The sequence below is a fragment of the Bosea sp. 29B genome, assembly GCF_902506165.1.
Lineage (GTDB): Bacteria > Pseudomonadota > Alphaproteobacteria > Rhizobiales > Beijerinckiaceae > Allobosea.
On record NZ_LR733817.1, the window covers coordinates 3,980,857 to 3,996,803 of the forward strand.

Genomic DNA, 15,947 nt, shown 5'->3' on the forward strand with positions numbered 1-15,947 from the left:
ATTCACAAACGTCGTTAACGCCTCATTCACCATAACGGCGCTTCATCAGGGGTCAGAAGGCTGCGCGAGTTCCGCAGCGCGAGAGAAAACCGAGTTCCCCATGTCCCAGACTGCCATCGACCTCGTGCATCTCGCCCGCCAGAGCGGCGGCGATGCCGAGCTGGAGCGCGAGCTGCTGACGCTGTTCGCCCAGCAATGTGCCCGCCAGCTGCGCGCCATCCATGCCGGCGACGCGAGCGTCGGCCGCGATGCCGCCCACACCTTGAAGGGAGCCGCCCGCGCCATCGGCGCCTGGCAGGTGGCCGAGGCCGCCGACCGGATCGAGCAGCAGCTGACAGAGGCCGGCGCCGCGCCGCGCGAGGATGCGCTGGACGCGCTGGCGCTCGCTGCCGCTGAGGCGCGCGCCGTGATCTCCCGGCTCGACTGCGCGGCCTGACGCCGCAGGACGGCAGGGGCGGCACGGCGGAGATCGCCGTTTCGCGCGCTTTCGAAATCTTCTAGAGATGCGATGTCCGTGGCTTCCCTGCTCGCGGACGATGTCCCTCTCGCGAACCTGCCCGAGGCCCGCCAGGAAGCCCGGCCGGTTCCTCCCGACCGCGCCAGCCGCGCAGCCGTCGCCAGGCGGCCGGAGTTCACGATGCCGAAGATCACTTACATCGACGCCCAGGGCACCAGCCGCACGGTCGAGGGCGAGACAGGGTCGACCGTAATGGAGGTCGCGGTGCGCAACGGCGTGCCGGGCATCGAGGCCGAGTGCGGCGGCGCCTGCGCCTGCGCCACCTGCCATGTCTATGTCGACGAGGCCTGGGCCGAGAAAGCCGGGCACGCCGAGCCGATGGAGGAGGACATGCTCGACTTCGCCTTCGACGTCCGCCCGAACTCGCGCCTGTCCTGCCAGATCAGGGTGCGGGATGACCTCGACGGTCTGGTGGTGCGCACACCGGCACGCCAGGGCTGAGTTTTCCGGAGGCACGTCGTCTTTCCGGGACATCGCGCAGCGATGGGCTCGGAATGACGACGCGGCATCATCCCCTTCCTGCAGGCATGTCCCTCCTGATTGATCGACCGCAAGGACGGCCGCGTTCGCACTGGCCATGATCGCGCTGTCGGACGCCGGAGCCCATCGCGACGACGCGACGCTCTTCCCATAGGGGAATGTGCTCCGACATAGTGTGTAGGCGTCGGTTCCGATCGTTCGACCATGCGGCCGGGCGGGCCACGCCGGAGGAGGATGCGATGTACAAATCGATTCTGGTCCCGGTCGATCTCGCCGAGGCCGAGCTGGCAGGTCCTGCCATCACCGCGGCCGAGGGGTTCGCCACCCAGTCCGAAGGCTCGATCAGGCTGATCTATGTCCGCTCGCTGGTGCCGATCACCTACATGGAATTCGTGCCGGCGGATTTCGACGCCGGCCAGCAATCCGAATCCGAAGCCAAGCTCGCCGAGATCGCCGCCAAGGTGAACCTGCCGGCCGAACGCGTCTCGGCCAAGGTCCTGGTCGGCTCGGTCCATGGCGAGGTCCTGGCCGAGGCCGATGCCAGCGGTGCCGACCTGATCGTCATCGGCTCGCACGAGCCCGGCATGCTCGCCTATGTGATCGGCTCGAACGCCTCGACCATCGTGCGCCGGGCGAAGTGCTCGGTGCTGGTGGTCAGGTAGCAAACGTCAGGCCGCGAGGCGGCCCGGGACGAGATCGTCCGGGATTTCGCCGCTCGCGAGGTCCCTTGGCCGGTTGAGCCTGATCATCGGCCATACCTGCCAGAACGAGGCCGCGGCGAGCACGAGCCCGAGCCCTGCGGCGGCGGTCGCGCCCTGTTGGAAGGCGCGCAGGCTGAAGAAGGTCAGCATGAGCGTGGCGCCGCCGCCGGCGATCACCAGTGCCAGCCAGAGCAGATAGGGCTTGCCGGCGAGGAAGCGCGCCTTGGGATTGGCACGCACGATCGCAGCGGACAGCGCCGCGACGAAGGTATGATAGCGCGCATCGTCGCGGTCGATGTCGGTGAGCGAGCGCCAGGAAAGGTTGCCGAAGCTGATCGTCCGGCCATCGCTCAGCCGCAGCTGGGTTCGGAAGCCCTTCGACGAGACATTGCTGGGCGCATAGATGAAGCGCACCTGCTCGACGGCCGAGAGCCTGACCTGATCGACCTTGCGGGTCGAATCGATCTCCAGCGTGTCGCCCTTGAGCCGATAGGCGATCTCGAAGCCGATCGGCCGTGGCCGCTGGCGCCAGAAGGGCAGGGTTGTATCGTCGGGATTGTCCATGATGCAGGCTCTAGCGTCTGCTTGCGCTCTTGTCTTGGCTCTCGCTGGAGCCTTTGGAGATGACATGGCTGATCGAAGCCCACCGAAGGTTGATGATGAAGCACTGCTGACGGTGCTGAGGGGCCTCGAAGAGCGGCTCCTGATGCTGCAAGTGCGATCCGCGCCCGGCGAGGTCGCCAATTTACTGGCCGACGATTTCGTCGAGTTCGGCCGTTCTGGCCTCATCTATGACAAGCTGCAGACCGTCGAAGCGCTGGCTGGCAAAGCCGACGGTTCCGAGCGGGCGGAACGAACTGCCACGCATTTCCGCATCAATCAGCTGGCCGATGGCGTGGTCCTGCTGACCTACCGCTCGACCCGACGCGAGTTGGGCAAAGTAGCCCGATCGCTTCGGAGTTCGATCTGGATGTGGCGCGAGGGGCGTTGGCAGATGGTGTTCCACCAAGGCACGCCCGCCGCCGATGTGTCGTAGAGTCTGCCGCGTCAGCTCATAACCGGAGTGCTAATGTCCCCAGCCGGGGAAGCGGCCCGGCCGAAGCCATGCCTGCTCGGGATTGCCGTCGCCCGACAGAACCGCCTCGACCAGCCAGCGCGCCGTTGCCGGCGCGGCATGCATGCCGATCGACCCCAACCCGCCATGGATGAACAGGCCTTCGACCGCGGTCCTGCCCGCGACCGGCAGGCCGTCCGGGAGCATCGGCCGGTTCCCCGGGTAGACGTTCCTGACCGGCGGTGTTCCGAGGCCGGGCAGCATGCGCAGCGTCCGCTGGGCGATCCGGCTCGCCATGTCGGTGTTGCGCAGGAGGTCGCGGAAGGCGGGTTGGAGCGAAGCGCCGAGGCGGGCATCGCCGCCTTGCATGGGATTCAGGCAGATGGCTTCGACCATCGGCCGGTCGTCGCGCTGGTCGGCGACATCCGCGAGGCCGCCGAGATCCATTCTCCGGCCGAGCTCCTCCTGGCCCGGCCAGGTCAGCTCCTCGACGATCCAGGGCAAGGCGAAGTCGAGCTTGCCGAGCTGGATCAGCCAGCCGCGCCCGGCGATGAAGGGTAGGCCGGGAAGCGGCCCATCGCCCACGGTCCGCCGCAACAGGTCCGACATCCACAAGCCGTTGGCGATGAAGACGAGATCGGCGGGAATGATGCCCTGGTCAGTGAGGACACCCTGGACCTTCCCCCCGCGCGAATGGATCTGGGCGACGCGCAGGCCGGTCCGGATCGTGGCGCCGGCCTCGCGGGCGGCATGGGCGAAGGCATGCGTCGCACCCATCGGTTCCAATGTCCAGGCGCGGTCGACGGAATAGGCTCCCGCCACCCTGAAGCCGATCCGCGGATAGTCCCTCGCCAGCTCAGCACCCGACAGCTTCTCCATCGCCACGCCGGCCGCTCGGTAGCGCTCCGCGGCGGCCGCAGCCTGCTCGAAGCTGGCCTCGTCCTCGGAGATGAGCAGATGGCCGATGCGGCCGAATTCGAACGGCACCGGCCCGTCGGCAAGCTCGGCGTAGATCCCGGCACAGGCGTCGAGCAGTTCGACCACTGGCCTTTCCGGGCCGCTCAGCAGGGTTCCCGTGTTTCGGCCCGAGGACTCGGCGGCGATCATGCTCTGCTCGATCACGACCGTCTTCACGCCTCGCCGCGCGAGCTCGTAAGCGAGCGTGCACCCCGCAATTCCTCCACCGATGACCACGGCATCCATCGGTCGCGTGACATGTGACATGTGCTGGCTCCCTCGCAGTCTGCTTGTTGGTATACTCGTATACGAGGATACTTATATCCCGACGAGCCACGATCTGCTAGAGGGTTGAGTGGATCGGAGGGTGTCGCTTGCTTGGACTGGCCGAAGCCCTGAAGCAGAAGCCGCAAACCGTGGCCGAGCAGGTCGCTGGCGTTCTGCGCGAAGCGATAGCGGACGGAAGCCTGGCGGCCGGCACCGTGCTTCGCCAGGACGATTTGGCAGAACAGTTCGGCTTCAGCCGGATGCCGGTGCGCGACGCACTTCGCCAGCTGGAGGCCGAAGGCATCGTCTCAATTCATCCGACCAAAGGCGCGCATGTCGCCGCGATGGACGGGGTCGAGATCGCCGAAATCTACGCGCTGCGCGAGCTACTCGAATGTGAGGCGTTGCGGCTTTCGGTTCCCGCCGTCACGGATGCAAAACTTGACGAAGCCGACCGCGTGCTGGGGCAAATCGATGCCGAGCCGGATGTCGGCCGATGGGGGGCTTTGAACCGCGCTTTCCATCTTGTTCTGTACAGTGCCTGCGGCAATTGCCGGCTGCTCGGGCTCATCGAAGCGCATCACAACGCCGCTGACCGCTATGTCCGCATCCTGCTGTCGAACCTGGATTATCGTAGCCGCTCTCAGGCCGAGCACAGGGAGCTGCTCGCGGCCTGCCGGCAACGCGACGAGAGCAGGGCGGTTCACGTTCTGCGTCAGCATCTGGTCGAGGGCAGCCAAACCCTCGTCGCAGCTATCGAGGGGCGCGCCCGGCCGGCCAGGCGCTGACCTGCGATCCATCCGGAGGAGAGGTGCGGGCCTGCGTTACCGTGTCAACGCCTTCATCGCCCCATCCAGGCCGTCGAGCGTCAACGGGAACATCCGGCCGCCCATCAGCCCGCCGATCTGCCGGATCGACTGGGTGTAGCTCCACAGGTGCTGCTGGACAGGGTTGAGCCAGACCGATTTCGGGAAGCGCTCGGTCAGCCGCCGCATCCAGACCTCGCCGGCCTCCTCGTTCCAATGCTCGACCGAGCCGCCCGGCATGGCGATCTCATAGGGGCTCATCGAGGCGTCACCGATGAAGACGAGACGATAATCGGCCGGGTAGGTGCGCAGCACGTCGAAGGTCGGGATCACCTGGTCGTGCCGGCGCCGGTTCTCCTTCCACACCCGCTCATAGGGGCAGTTGTGGAAGTAGAAATGCTCGAAATGCTTGAACTCGGCCCGCGCTGCCGAGAACAGCTCCTCGGCCAGCTCGATATGCCAGTCCATCGAGCCGCCGACGTCGAGGAAGAGCAGCACCTTGACCGCGTTGTGCCGCTCGGGCCGGAGCTTGACGTCGAGATAGCCATGCTTGGCGGTCTCGGTGATGGTCTGGTCGAGGTCGAGCTCCTCGGCCGCGCCGGTGCGGGCGAATTTGCGCAGGCGGCGCAGCGCGATCCGTAAGTTTCGCACGCCGAGCTCGCGCGTGTCGTCGAAATCCTTGAACTCGCGCTTGTCCCAGACCTTCACCGCCCGGAAGTTGCGGTTCTTGTCCTGGCCGATGCGTACGCCTTCGGGATTGTAGCCATAGGCGCCATAGGGCGAGGTGCCGGCGGTGCCGATCCATTTCGAGCCGCCCTGATGGCGGCCCTTCTGCTCGGCGAGACGTGCTTTAAGCGTCTCCAGCAGCTTCTCCCAGCCGAGGGCATCGAGCTGGGCTTTTTCCTCGTCGGTTAGGAATTTCTCGGCGAGCTTGCGCAACCACTCTTCGGGAATGCCGACCTGCTCGAAGGCCTCGCCCAGGGTCTCGACGCCCTTGAAGACCTCGGCGAAGACGCGGTCGAAGCGGTCGAGATGGCGCTCGTCCTTCACCAGGCAGGTGCGGGCGAGATAGTAGAACTCGTCGACGCGGTATTCGGCGAGATCGGCCTCGACGCCTTCGAGCAGCGCCAGATATTCGCGCAAGGTCACCGGGACCTTGGCGGCGCGCAGATCGGTGAAGAGGCGGAGGAACATCGCGCTACTGTGGCCAGCAGCGCCTCAAGGTCAAGCTGCGGCGGCCTAGGGCCGGTCCCGATCAAGCTGCGAGGCAGGCTGGTCGGACCCGGCTCTGGGCCGCCGCTGTCTAACAAGGCTCAGGCGACGGCGTCGGCCAGATCCTTGGTGACTTTGAACTTCACGACCGTCTTGGCCGGAACCTTGATGGTCGCGCCGGTCGACGGGTTGCGGGCCTCGCGGGCCTCGCGCTTGGCGGCCGCCAGCTTGCCGATGCCGCCGAGCGTGACGTCGCCGCCCGACTTCAGCGTCTTGGCGACGACGCCGGCGAGCGAGCCGAGGATGGCCGAGACATCGGCCTTGGTCTTGCCCGTCTCGTCCGCGATCGCGGCGATCAGTTCATTCTTGGTCATGAAAACCTCCTAGAGACCAATGTTGTTAAAATTGACGCTGCGCCGAATCCCAACGGATACGGGTGCAACGCGGCGAATCGACGCGCTCTCGCGCACGAACCCGCCATTTGGCATGCTTGCCGCCGAAACACGACGGCAACGGCCGTACATACGCACAGCAATCGGCTTCGTTCCTGTCAAAAGCCGCGAAATTGCGGCGGTTTTCACCAGCTTTGTGGAGCGATTGACAAATTGCTCCGAATTATTTGAAGCTTGAAATAATTCAGGGGAGCGGAACGCGGCATGAAGGCCATCATCATCGGCGGCGGCATCGGGGGGCTGTCACTGGCCCTGATGCTGCACGCACGCGGCATCGCCGCGACAGTCTACGAGCAGGCGAGCGAGATCCGCGAGGTCGGCGTCGGCATCAACACGCTGCCGCACGCGATTCGCGAGCTGGCCGAGCTCGGCCTGCTGCCGGCCCTCGATGCAGTGGCGATCCGGACGCGCGAGCTGGTCTACATGAACCGCTTCGGCCAGACCGTCTGGCGCGAGCTGCGCGGCCTGCACGCGGGCGCTCCGGTGCCGCAGTTCTCGATCCATCGCGGCCGGCTCCAGGGCGTGATCCGGGATGCCGTGGTCGAGCGACTGGGGCCGGATGCGATCCGCACCGGGCGCCGCCTGCAGGGCTTCCTGCAGGACGAGGGCGGGGTGACCGCACATTTCGCCGATGCGAAGCTGGGTGAAGACGGCGAAACGGCGCGCGCCGATATCCTGATCGGCGCCGACGGCATCCATTCGACGGTGCGGGCGCATTACTTTCCGAACCAGGGCGGGCCGCGCTGGAACGGCGTCCAGATGTGGCGTGGCGCCTGCGACTGGCCGGCCTTCCTCGATGGCGAGAGCATGATTATCGCCGGCGGCATGGCCGGCAAGCTGGTGCTCTACCCGATCGCCGAGGGCAAGAAGCCGGGTACGCGCCTGACCAACTGGGTCGTCAACATCCGCACGGGCGACCCCGCCAAGCCGCCGCCGAAGGAGGCCTGGTCCAAGGCCGGGCGGCTCGAGGACGTGCTGCCCTTCGCCAAGCGCTTCACCGTACCGGGAGTCGATATCCTCGCCTTGATCCACGCGAGCGGCACCTTCTGGGAATACCCGATGTGCGACCGCGATCCGCTGCCGCGCTGGAGTCATGGACGGGTGACGCTGCTCGGCGACGCCGCTCATCCGATGTATCCGGTCGGCTCGAACGGCGCCTCGCAGGCGATCCTGGATGCGCGCTGCCTCGCCGACCTCCTGGTCAAGGCCGAGCATCCGCGCCATGCGCTTGCGGCCTATGAAGCGCTGCGCCTGCCGGCGACGGCGGAGATCGTCGCGATGAACCGCGCCGGTGGTCCCGAGCGCGTCATCGATGCGGTCGAGGCGCTCGCGCCCAACGGTTTCGACGATGTCGAGCGCGTCCTGCCCTATGGCAAGCGCGAGCAGATCGTGAAGGCCTATGCCGGCAAGACCGTGCTCCCGGTCGCGCAGCCGACGAAAGGCTGAGGCTGCCTCAACGCCGCTCAGCCTGCACGAGCGGCGCGATCCGGTCGATCCGGTTGGTCCAGATGCCGGGGATGGGCCGGTCGAGCGAGGTTAGATCCTCGGCTCGGTCGATGCCGGCGGAACCGTCTCCGCCGACCAGTGGGCCGGCGACGATGACCTCACTGCCAGCGGCACGCATGCGGTCCGTGAACCGCGCCGGCCAGCCCCAGATCCAGCTGGTGTAGTTGGACGGGATCAGCAGCAGCTGCCGCTCGCAGGCTTCAGGCGTCAGTCCGGCCCAACCCAGCGCGAGATGGTGGATCAGGCAGCGCTTCTCGGCCTCCTTCGACATGGTGCGCAAGGTCGGGATTCGCGCGCGCAGCACCGTAATCGGCCGGTCGCCGCCATAGGCCATCAGCAGGGAAAGCTGTGCCGGAGGGAGCTTCAGCAGGCGTTCGGCCAGCGCCTCGCCCTCGCGCGGATCGTTGCTCTTGACGTTGATCAAAAGGCGCCGGTCAGGAAAGCGCGCCAGCACCTCGTCCAGCGACGGCATCAGGCCGACGCCCTTGCCGCGGAACGGGTAGGTCTTGCCACTGTCCGCCGTGTAGCCATGGCCGATGTCGAGCGCCTTGAGCTCGGCCAGTGTCTTCTCGCGGGTCACGCCCGTGCCGTTCGTGCGGCAGTCCAGCGTCCAGTCATGGATCACGGCGAACTGGCCGTCCGTGGTCGGGTGGATGTCAAACTCGACGATGTCGGCGCCCGCGGCGAAGGCCGCGTCCATCGAGGCCAGCGTATTCTCCAGATAGGAGTGCTCTGGCGGATTGATCCGGCTCGCCGTGCAGGTCGTGTCTGTTACGCCGCTCGATGAGTAAGTCTGTGCCAGCCCACGATGCGCCAGCAGCACGGGGCGCTCCGTTGAGGCCGAGGCCAGGAGCGAGGTGTTTTGCACGAAGGCGGTGACGCCTAAAGCCGCGGCCACAGCGCCGGCAACGAGCCAGATTCGTTTCATCGCCATCCCCTCGAAACGGGGCGTGATGTCGGCGCTGCAAGCCGGCGAAATTCAGCCGGAAATCAGGCGCCTTCCGTCAGCTCGACAATGCGTGCCTTCAGCACCGTGTTCTCCTGCTCGAGCTGGCGCAGGCGCTGCATCAGGTCGAGCGGAACCGGCGCATCATCCTGCTTCGCGGCAGCGGCGAAGGAGACGCCGATGCGCTCGGCGTCGCGCCAGCGGCTGCGCACCATACGGCTTTCCCGCTTCACCGGAACATAGAGCTCGAACAGCTCCGGCAGGGCGACGCTATCCGGGAACACCAGGAGAGCCCCGTCTTCCGACAGGTTGCGGATCGTGCAGTCCAGCGTCGACTGGCGCTGGTTGAAGATGACCTTGCCACCGATCAAGGTCCGGTTGCGGAGTGAGCGGCGGCGTTCGGAGGAGGTGGTTACGGCGGGCATGGGCCTGGCCCTTCTTCAAGCTCAGGTTGAGATAATGCCCGTTCATGCTCCCGGTTGCAGCAGTAAGTCTTCCTTAACCTTAACTGCGCCGCGCTTGCTCAGGCGCCGTCGGGCGGAGGCGGCAGGAAGTCGATCTCGTAGCGCGCCGACAGGGCGACGACCTCGGCCGGGTTCTGCTCCTTCATCGAATGGATTGCCCAGAACAGGTCGTAGAGGCGGCCGGTGGGCGCGACCCAGAACAGGCACTTCACCGGGGCATCGCTCTTGTTGAACAGGCCGTGCGGGATGTTGCGCGGCAGCTTGATCAGGTCGCCGGGCAGGGCATGCGATTCCTGGCCGTCGAGCACGAGGTCGAGCCGGCCCTCGAGCATGTAGATGAACTCGTCCTGGGTCGGGTGGATGTGCGGCGGTACGAAGGTGCCGGGCGGGAAGGTGGCGTGCCAGGAGAAGCTGTCCTCGCTCAGCATCTTCGGCACATAGGTCTGGCCGAGGATGTTCCAGGAGATCGCGTCGATCCCCTCATTGGCCTTGGTCACGCCGGCGGTGAGTGGTTTCATCTTCGGTCTCCTTCTTTCAAAGATGCAGGAAGCGGTCCTTGACCGCGCTGTCGCTGCGCAGCTCGTCGCTGCTGCCGCGCCAGGCGACGCGGCCCTTCTCCAGCACGATATGCCGGTCGGCGATCTTCGCGAGTGCGTCGACATTCTTGTCGATTACCAGGATCGACTCGCCCTCGGCCTTCAGCGCGGCGAGGCAGGACCAGATCTCCTGCCGGATGATCGGCGCCAGCCCTTCTGTCGCCTCGTCGAGGATGACGAGCTTGGGATTGGTCATCAACGCCCGGCCGATCGCCAGCATCTGCTGCTCGCCGCCGGAGAGCTGGTTGCCGCGATTGGCCTTGCGCTCCCTGAGGCGCGGCAGGAAGGCGTAGACGCGCTCCAGCGTCCAGCGTGCCTTGCCAAAGCGGCTGGCGGCGGTGGCGATGAGGTTCTCCTCGACCGAGAGCGTCGGGAAGATCTGGCGGCCTTCCGGAACGAGCCCGATGCCGGCCTGCGCCAGCCGGAACGGCGCGCTGCCAGTGAGGTCGACACCGCCGAAGCTGACGCGGCCGGCGCGCGGCCGGATCAGCCCCATGATGGCGCGCACGGTCGTGGTCTTGCCCATGCCGTTGCGGCCGAGCAGGGTCACGACCTCGCCGGCGCCGACCGAAAGATCGACGCCGAACAGGATCTGCGCCTCGCCATAGCCGGCATCGAGGTTCTCGACCGTCAGCACGGCTAGCCCTCCTCGCCGAGATAGGCTTCGCGCACGGCCGGGTCGGCCCTGACGACGGCCGGGTCGCCCGAGGCGATGACACGGCCATAGACCAGCACGCTGACGGTGTCGGCGAGCGCGAACACCGCCTCCATGTCGTGCTCGACCAGCAGCATGGCGTAGCGCCCTTTCAGGCTCTTGAGCAGGGCGATCAGGCGCTCGCCTTCCTCCTTGCCGACGCCGGCGAGCGGCTCGTCGAGCAGGATCGCCGCCGGCTCGAGCGCCAGCGCCATGGCGATCTCCAGTGCCCGCTTCTCGCCATGGGACAGGCTGCCGGCCGGGACATGGGCGCGCTCGCTGAGGCCGACCGCATCCAGCGCCACGCGGGCAGGGCTGTTCAGGCGCTCGTCGCCGGCGGCATTGCGGAAGAAGGAGAGCGGATGCGTCGCCTTGGCCTGCACGCCGAGCGCGACATTCTCCAGCGCCGAGAGCGAAGCGATGGTGGAGGTGATCTGGAAGGTCCGCGCCAGGCCGTGGCGGGCGCGCTTTTCGGCGTTGAAGGCGGTGACGTCCTGGCCGCGGAAACGGATCTGGCCGGCATCGGGCGTCAGCATGCCGGAGATCTGGTGGACCAGCGTGGTCTTGCCGGCGCCGTTCGGGCCGATCAGCGCGTGCAATTCGCCGGGCGCGACGGCGAGGCTGACGCCGTCGGTGACCTTCAGCGCGCCGAAGGATTTGCTCAACGCCTCGAGGACGAGGACCGGCTCAGCCATGGCGCCCACCCAGCTTGCGCAGCAAGCCGACGATGCCGCCGCGGGTGAACAGGACGAACAGGATGATCATCGGTCCGAAGATGACGCGCCAGTGCTCGGTGAGGTGCGAGAGCGCGTCCTCGGCGATCAGATAGGCGATGGCGCCGATGATCGCGCCATGCAGCGAGCCGACGCCGCCGAGCACCGCCATGAAGATCAACTCGCCCGAACGCTGCCAGGACATGAAGGCCGGACTGACGAATTCGGTGTGGTTGGCGAGGAAGAACCCGGAGAGGCCCGCCAGCATGCCGCTGATCACATAGGCGACGAGGCGCACCTTGGTGACGTCGAAACCGGTGACGCTGACGCGGACCGGGTTCTCGCGCGCCGCCCGGAGCACTCGGCCGAAGCGCGAGGCGACGAGGCCGCGCACCAGCAGATAGGCACCGGCGAGCGCGATCAGCACGCTGTAATAGAACGAGGTCCGGTTCGCGAACGGGTTGAAGCCGAGGAGGGTGCTCTTCTCGTAGAGCGTCAGCCCGTCATCGCCGCCATAGGCCGAGAGCGCCTGCGCCAGGAAATAGACCATCTGGCCGAAGGCGAGGGTGATCATGATGAAGGCGACGCCGCGCGTGCGCAGACAGACCGCTCCTGTGATCGCGCCGAACAGCGCGCAGACGGCGAGGATCACCGGCAGGATCGCGAGCGCCTCGCTCCGGCCCTCGGTGATCATGATGCCGGTGACATAGGCGCCGATCCCGAGGAAGGCGGCATGGCCGAAGGAAACGAGCCCGCCGACGCCAAGGATGAGGTCGAGCGAGAGCGCAGCGATGGCGAAGATCAGCGCCCGCGTCAGCAAAGCGAGCCAGCCGGCCGGCATGCCGATGGAGACGGCGAGCGGCAGCAGGGCGAGCAGCAGGAACAGGATGGCCGGCAGCAAGACCTTGGCGCGCTCGCGCGGCGGGACGACGCTGGTCACCTCGGCTGTCGTCGTCGCACTCATGTCCGTCCCCGCGCCGGCAGCAGGCCTTCCGGCCGCACGAACAGCACCACCGCCATCAGCAGGTAGATCAGCATCGAGGACAGGGCCGCGCCGGTCGCCCGCGCCGAGGGCGCGCTCATGAACAGCCGCAGCAGGTCGTTCATGAAGGAGCGGCCGAGCGTGTCTACCAGCCCGACGATCAGCGCCGCGACGAAGGCGCCGCGGATCGAGCCGATGCCGCCGATGACGATGACGACGAAGGCGAGGATCAGCACGGTGTCGCCCATGCCGGGCTCGACCGAGAGGATCGGCGCTGCCATCGCGCCGGCGAAGCCAGCCAGCATCGTGCCGAAAGCGAAGACGATCATGAACAGCTTGCGGATGTCGACGCCGAGCGCCGAGACCATCGGCGCATTGGAGGCGCCGGCGCGCAGCAGCATGCCGGTTCGGGTCTTCTCGACGATGAACCAGAGCAGGGCGCCGACTGCCAAGCCAGAGCCGATCAGGGCGAAGCGATAGGTCGGGTAGAGGATGCCATCCATCAGCGCGACATTGCCGGTCAGGAACGCCGGCAGCGGCACGGAAAGGGGAGCGGCGCCCCAGATCATCTTGACGCCCTGGTTGAGCAGCAGGATCAGCCCGAAGGTAGCCAGCACCTGGTCGAGATGGTCGCGCTCGTAGAGATGGCGGAAGACCAGGAATTCGAGCGCGAGGCCGAAGACCAGCGCCGCCGCCAGCGCCAGCACGAGGCCGAGCACGAAGGAGCCGGTCAGCGCCACGAAGGTCACGGCAAGATAGGCGCCGAGCATGTACTGCACGCCATGCGCCAGGTTGATGAAGTCCATCACGCCGAAGACCAGCGTCAGCCCTGCCGCCACCAGGAACAGCAGGATGCCGAACTGCAGCCCGTTCAGGATCTGGACGATGAGAAGGCCGGTGGTCATGCGCTTCGGCAACTCGGCTCGAGAACAACAGATGCCGTCATCCCGGCCGCAGCGAAGCGGAGAGCCGGGATCCATGCCTGAACATCGATCGGGTCTGGCATGGACCCCGGGTCGGGCTTGAGCCCGCCCGGGATGACCATTCAGGTCGCGTTGAAGGACGTCACCGTCACTTCAGCGCGCAATCCTTTGCATGCGGGTCGGCATAGTCCTCGAACACCTTCTGGGCGATCTCGGTCTGGAACTTGCCGTCGGCCCGTTTGGCGACCTTGACCAGGTAGAAGTCCTGGATCGGGTAGCCATTGGTGTTGAACTTGAACTTGCCGCGCAGCGAGGTGAAGTCGGCCTTCTTGATCGCGGCGCGCAGCTTGTCCTTGTCGGCGGTGCCGCCGGCGGCCTTGACCGCCGAGTCGATCAGGAGCGCCGCGTCGAAGGCCTGCTGGGCATAGGAGCCGGGCACGATCTTGTAGGCGGCTTCATAGGCCGAGACGAACTTCTTCGTCTGCGGGTTGTCCATGTTGGGCGCCCAGGTCATGCCGCCGAACATGCCGACCGCCGCGTCCTGCTGCGCCGGGAGCGTCGACTCGTCGACGGTGAAGGCGGAGAGGAAGGGCACTTTGCCGGTGAGGCCGGCCTGCGACCACTGCTTGACGAAGTTGACGCCGAGGCCGCCGGGCAGGAAGGCGAAGACCACGTCGGGCTTGGCCGAGGCGATCTTGGCGAGCTCGGCGGAGAAGTCGAGCGCATTCAGCGGCACATAGACCTCGTCGAGGACCTCGCCCTTGAAGTAGCGCTTGAAGCCGGCGAGCGAGTCCTTACCCGCCTGATAGTTCGGCGCGATGATGTAAGCCTTCTTGTAGTTCTGGTCCTGCGCGTACTTGCCCAGCACCTCGTGGACCTGGTCGTTCTGGTACGAGGTCACGAAGAAGTTCTGGTGGCAGGCCTTGCCGGCCATGGTCGAGGGGCCGGCATTCGGGCTGATCAGGATCGCGCCAGAGTCCAGCACCGGCTTGGCGATCGCGCCGAGGATGTTCGAGAACACCGGGCCGACGACGAAGTCGACCTTGCCGCCCTCGACGTAGCTGCGCACCTTGCCGACCGCGACATCGGGCTTGAGCTCATCGTCGATCACGGTGATCTGCACCGGCACGCCGCCGAGCTTGCCACCGTTCTGGTCGACCGCGAGCTGGAAACCGTCACGAACCTGCTGGCCGAGCGCCGCCGCCGGCCCGGTCAGTACGCTGACCACGCCGATCTTCAGGGGCTCCTGCGCCTGGGCGGTGGCGAGCCCGAGTGCGAGCACACCGGCGCCGAGCGACAGGGTGAATTTGAGCGTCATGTCTGATGTCCTCCCAGGACGTGCCAGATGCGGCCGCCGGCGGGGTTCCCCATCCCTGTCCGTGCGGTGTCGGCAGCCATATTGTTTCAAGCTTAAAATATCTGCAAGGGGGTTCCTGCGTGTAATTTTCGTGCGTGGGCGGAGAGCGTCATTCTCGGGCGGAGCGAAGCGCAGACCCGAGAATCTCAGGACGAGAAGGCGCCGGCTGGCGCCCCTTCCGGCCTGAGATGCTCGGGACGAGCCCGAGCATGACGCTTCCTGGGTAGCCGCCGTCAGGCCTGCACGCCGTCGACGTACCAGTCCATCTTCGAGAGCATCTCGTCGCTGGCGGTCTCGCCGGCCTTGAGGCGCAGCGTGCCCTTCTGGTCCTTGAGCTCGCCGGTGAAGGGGTGGAGCGTGCCGGCTGCGATGCCCTTCTGCACTTCGTCTGCGGCGGCGCGCGCTGCCGGTGTGACGGCGTCATTATAAGGCGCGAGCTTGACCATGCCTTCCTTGAGGCCGTGCCAGACGTCGCCGGTCTTCCAGGTACCGTCCATCGCCTCCTTGACGCGCTTGATGTAGTAGCCCGACCAGTCGTCGACGATCGCCGAGAGATGGGCCTTCGGCGCGAACGCCTTCATGTCCGAGGCCTGACCGAAGGCGAAGACGCCGCGCTGCTCGGCCGCCTGCAACGGAGCGGCGGAATCGGTGTGCTGGGTGATCATGTCGGCGCCCTGGTCGATCAGCGCCTTGGCCGCATCGGCTTCCTTGGCCGGGTCGTACCAGGTCGAGCACCAGATCACCTTGGTCTTGAAGTTCGGGTTCACCTTCTTCGCTGCGAGATGGAAGGCATTGATGCCCATCACCACCTCGGGGATCGGGAAGGAGGCGACATAGCCGGCCTGGCCGGTCTTCGACATATGGCCGGCGATGGTGCCGATCGCGGCGCGGCCCTCGTAGAAGCGGGCATTGTAGGTCGCGACATTCTCGGCGCGCTGATAGCCGGTGGCATGCTCGAAGAAGATCTTCGGGAACTGCTTGGCGACCTGGATCGTCGGGTTCATGAAGCCGAACGAGGTGGTGAAGATCAGCTGGTTGCCGGCCTGGGCGAGTTGGCGGATGGCGCGCGCCGCGTCCGGGCCTTCGGCGACGTTCTCGATGAAGCTGGTCTTGATCTTGTTGCCGTAGTGCTTCTCCAGTGCGAGGCGGCCCTGATCGTGGGTCCAGGTATAGCCATGGTCGCCGATCGGGCCGACATAGACGAAGCCGACGCCGAACGGCGCCTGGGCGTTCGCGCCCACCAGCGGCAGGGCCGAGCTCGCGGCAGCGCCGGCAAGAAGAGTGCGGCGGGTGATGATGGTCGACATGGTGGTGTTCCCC

At 66.5% G+C, this 15,947-nt stretch carries 19 protein-coding genes; 6 read left to right on the forward strand and 13 right to left on the reverse strand.

What is annotated here, in order from left to right; translation table 11 throughout:
- Window positions 1-100: 100 nt before the first annotated feature.
- The 3 genes from GV161_RS19290 (at window position 101) to GV161_RS19300 (ending at window position 1,659) form a co-directional block, all read left to right on the forward strand.
- Entirely contained in the window at window positions 101-436 is a 336-nt protein-coding gene (locus tag GV161_RS19290; protein WP_152017213.1) for an Hpt domain-containing protein, read from the forward strand.
- Window positions 437-637: 201 nt separating this feature from the next.
- The gene (locus GV161_RS19295) at window positions 638-958 is read left to right on the forward strand and encodes a 2Fe-2S iron-sulfur cluster-binding protein (RefSeq protein WP_152017537.1); all 321 of its coding nucleotides are present in this window, start codon (window positions 638-640) and stop codon (window positions 956-958) included.
- A gap of 278 nt (window positions 959-1,236) precedes the next feature.
- Window positions 1,237-1,659, forward strand: a complete 423-nt coding sequence (locus GV161_RS19300) for a universal stress protein (protein WP_152017214.1) — start codon at window positions 1,237-1,239, stop codon at window positions 1,657-1,659.
- Window positions 1,660-1,665: 6 nt separating this feature from the next.
- Here the strand turns inward: GV161_RS19300 and GV161_RS19305 are convergent, their stop codons facing one another.
- A complete protein-coding gene (locus GV161_RS19305; RefSeq protein ID WP_152017215.1) occupies window positions 1,666-2,262 on the reverse strand; it encodes a hypothetical protein in 597 nt (198 codons plus the stop codon).
- Between the two features lie 64 nt (window positions 2,263-2,326).
- Between GV161_RS19305 and GV161_RS19310 the strand changes: the two genes are divergently transcribed.
- Entirely contained in the window at window positions 2,327-2,734 is a 408-nt protein-coding gene (locus GV161_RS19310) for a DUF4440 domain-containing protein (protein WP_152017216.1), read from the forward strand.
- 30 nt (window positions 2,735-2,764) lie between these two features.
- Here the strand turns inward: GV161_RS19310 and GV161_RS19315 are convergent, their stop codons facing one another.
- Entirely contained in the window at window positions 2,765-3,976 is a 1,212-nt protein-coding gene (locus GV161_RS19315; protein WP_152017217.1) for an FAD-dependent oxidoreductase, read from the reverse strand.
- 107 nt (window positions 3,977-4,083) lie between these two features.
- Here GV161_RS19315 and GV161_RS19320 point away from each other — a divergent pair, with 107 nt between their 5' ends.
- Window positions 4,084-4,764 (forward strand): GntR family transcriptional regulator, encoded by a 681-nt coding sequence (locus GV161_RS19320; protein WP_193219602.1) that lies wholly within the window; start codon window positions 4,084-4,086, stop codon window positions 4,762-4,764.
- A 36-nt stretch (window positions 4,765-4,800) separates the two neighbouring features.
- On the opposite strand, the gene GV161_RS19325 is transcribed toward GV161_RS19320, so the two are convergent.
- Together GV161_RS19325 and GV161_RS19330 are read right to left on the reverse strand one after the other, a co-directional pair.
- Complete coding sequence (locus GV161_RS19325; protein ID WP_152017218.1) at window positions 4,801-5,976, reverse strand: VWA domain-containing protein; 1,176 nt, start codon at window positions 5,974-5,976, stop codon at window positions 4,801-4,803.
- Between the two features lie 119 nt (window positions 5,977-6,095).
- Window positions 6,096-6,368: an HU family DNA-binding protein gene (locus tag GV161_RS19330; protein WP_066468590.1), complete on the reverse strand. Its 273-nt coding sequence runs from the start codon at window positions 6,366-6,368 to the stop codon at window positions 6,096-6,098.
- 282 nt (window positions 6,369-6,650) lie between these two features.
- Between GV161_RS19330 and GV161_RS19335 the strand changes: the two genes are divergently transcribed.
- Complete coding sequence (locus GV161_RS19335) at window positions 6,651-7,892, forward strand: flavin-dependent oxidoreductase (RefSeq protein ID WP_152017219.1); 1,242 nt, start codon at window positions 6,651-6,653, stop codon at window positions 7,890-7,892.
- 7 nt (window positions 7,893-7,899) lie between these two features.
- Here GV161_RS19335 and GV161_RS19340 read toward each other — a convergent pair whose 3' ends face one another.
- The 9 genes from GV161_RS19340 to GV161_RS19380 form a co-directional block, all read right to left on the reverse strand.
- Window positions 7,900-8,880 carry a glycerophosphodiester phosphodiesterase family protein gene (locus GV161_RS19340; RefSeq protein WP_152017220.1) on the reverse strand — a complete coding sequence of 327 codons (981 nt, stop codon included), beginning with the start codon at window positions 8,878-8,880 and terminating at the stop codon, window positions 7,900-7,902.
- A gap of 62 nt (window positions 8,881-8,942) precedes the next feature.
- On the reverse strand, window positions 8,943-9,323 hold the full coding sequence (locus GV161_RS19345; RefSeq protein WP_152017221.1) for a PilZ domain-containing protein: 381 nt from the start codon (window positions 9,321-9,323) through the stop codon (window positions 8,943-8,945).
- A 98-nt stretch (window positions 9,324-9,421) separates the two neighbouring features.
- Window positions 9,422-9,880, reverse strand: coding sequence for a cupin domain-containing protein (locus GV161_RS19350; protein WP_152017222.1), 459 nt, complete (start codon window positions 9,878-9,880; stop codon window positions 9,422-9,424).
- Window positions 9,881-9,896: 16 nt separating this feature from the next.
- Window positions 9,897-10,595 (reverse strand): ABC transporter ATP-binding protein, encoded by a 699-nt coding sequence (locus GV161_RS19355; protein ID WP_152017223.1) that lies wholly within the window; start codon window positions 10,593-10,595, stop codon window positions 9,897-9,899.
- A gap of 2 nt (window positions 10,596-10,597) precedes the next feature.
- Entirely contained in the window at window positions 10,598-11,347 is a 750-nt protein-coding gene (locus GV161_RS19360; protein WP_152017224.1) for an ABC transporter ATP-binding protein, read from the reverse strand.
- On the reverse strand, window positions 11,340-12,329 hold the full coding sequence (locus tag GV161_RS19365) for a branched-chain amino acid ABC transporter permease (RefSeq protein WP_152017225.1): 990 nt from the start codon (window positions 12,327-12,329) through the stop codon (window positions 11,340-11,342). Before GV161_RS19365 ends, GV161_RS19360 begins: the two co-directional genes overlap by 8 nt.
- Entirely contained in the window at window positions 12,326-13,252 is a 927-nt protein-coding gene (locus GV161_RS19370) for a branched-chain amino acid ABC transporter permease (protein WP_091831142.1), read from the reverse strand. The genes GV161_RS19365 and GV161_RS19370 overlap by 4 nt, the downstream gene beginning before the upstream one ends.
- Window positions 13,253-13,418: 166 nt before the next feature.
- Window positions 13,419-14,588, reverse strand: a complete 1,170-nt coding sequence (locus tag GV161_RS19375) for an ABC transporter substrate-binding protein (protein ID WP_152017226.1) — start codon at window positions 14,586-14,588, stop codon at window positions 13,419-13,421.
- Between the two features lie 272 nt (window positions 14,589-14,860).
- A complete protein-coding gene (locus GV161_RS19380) occupies window positions 14,861-15,934 on the reverse strand; it encodes a BMP family ABC transporter substrate-binding protein (RefSeq protein WP_152017227.1) in 1,074 nt (357 codons plus the stop codon).
- Window positions 15,935-15,947 lie beyond the last annotated feature (13 nt).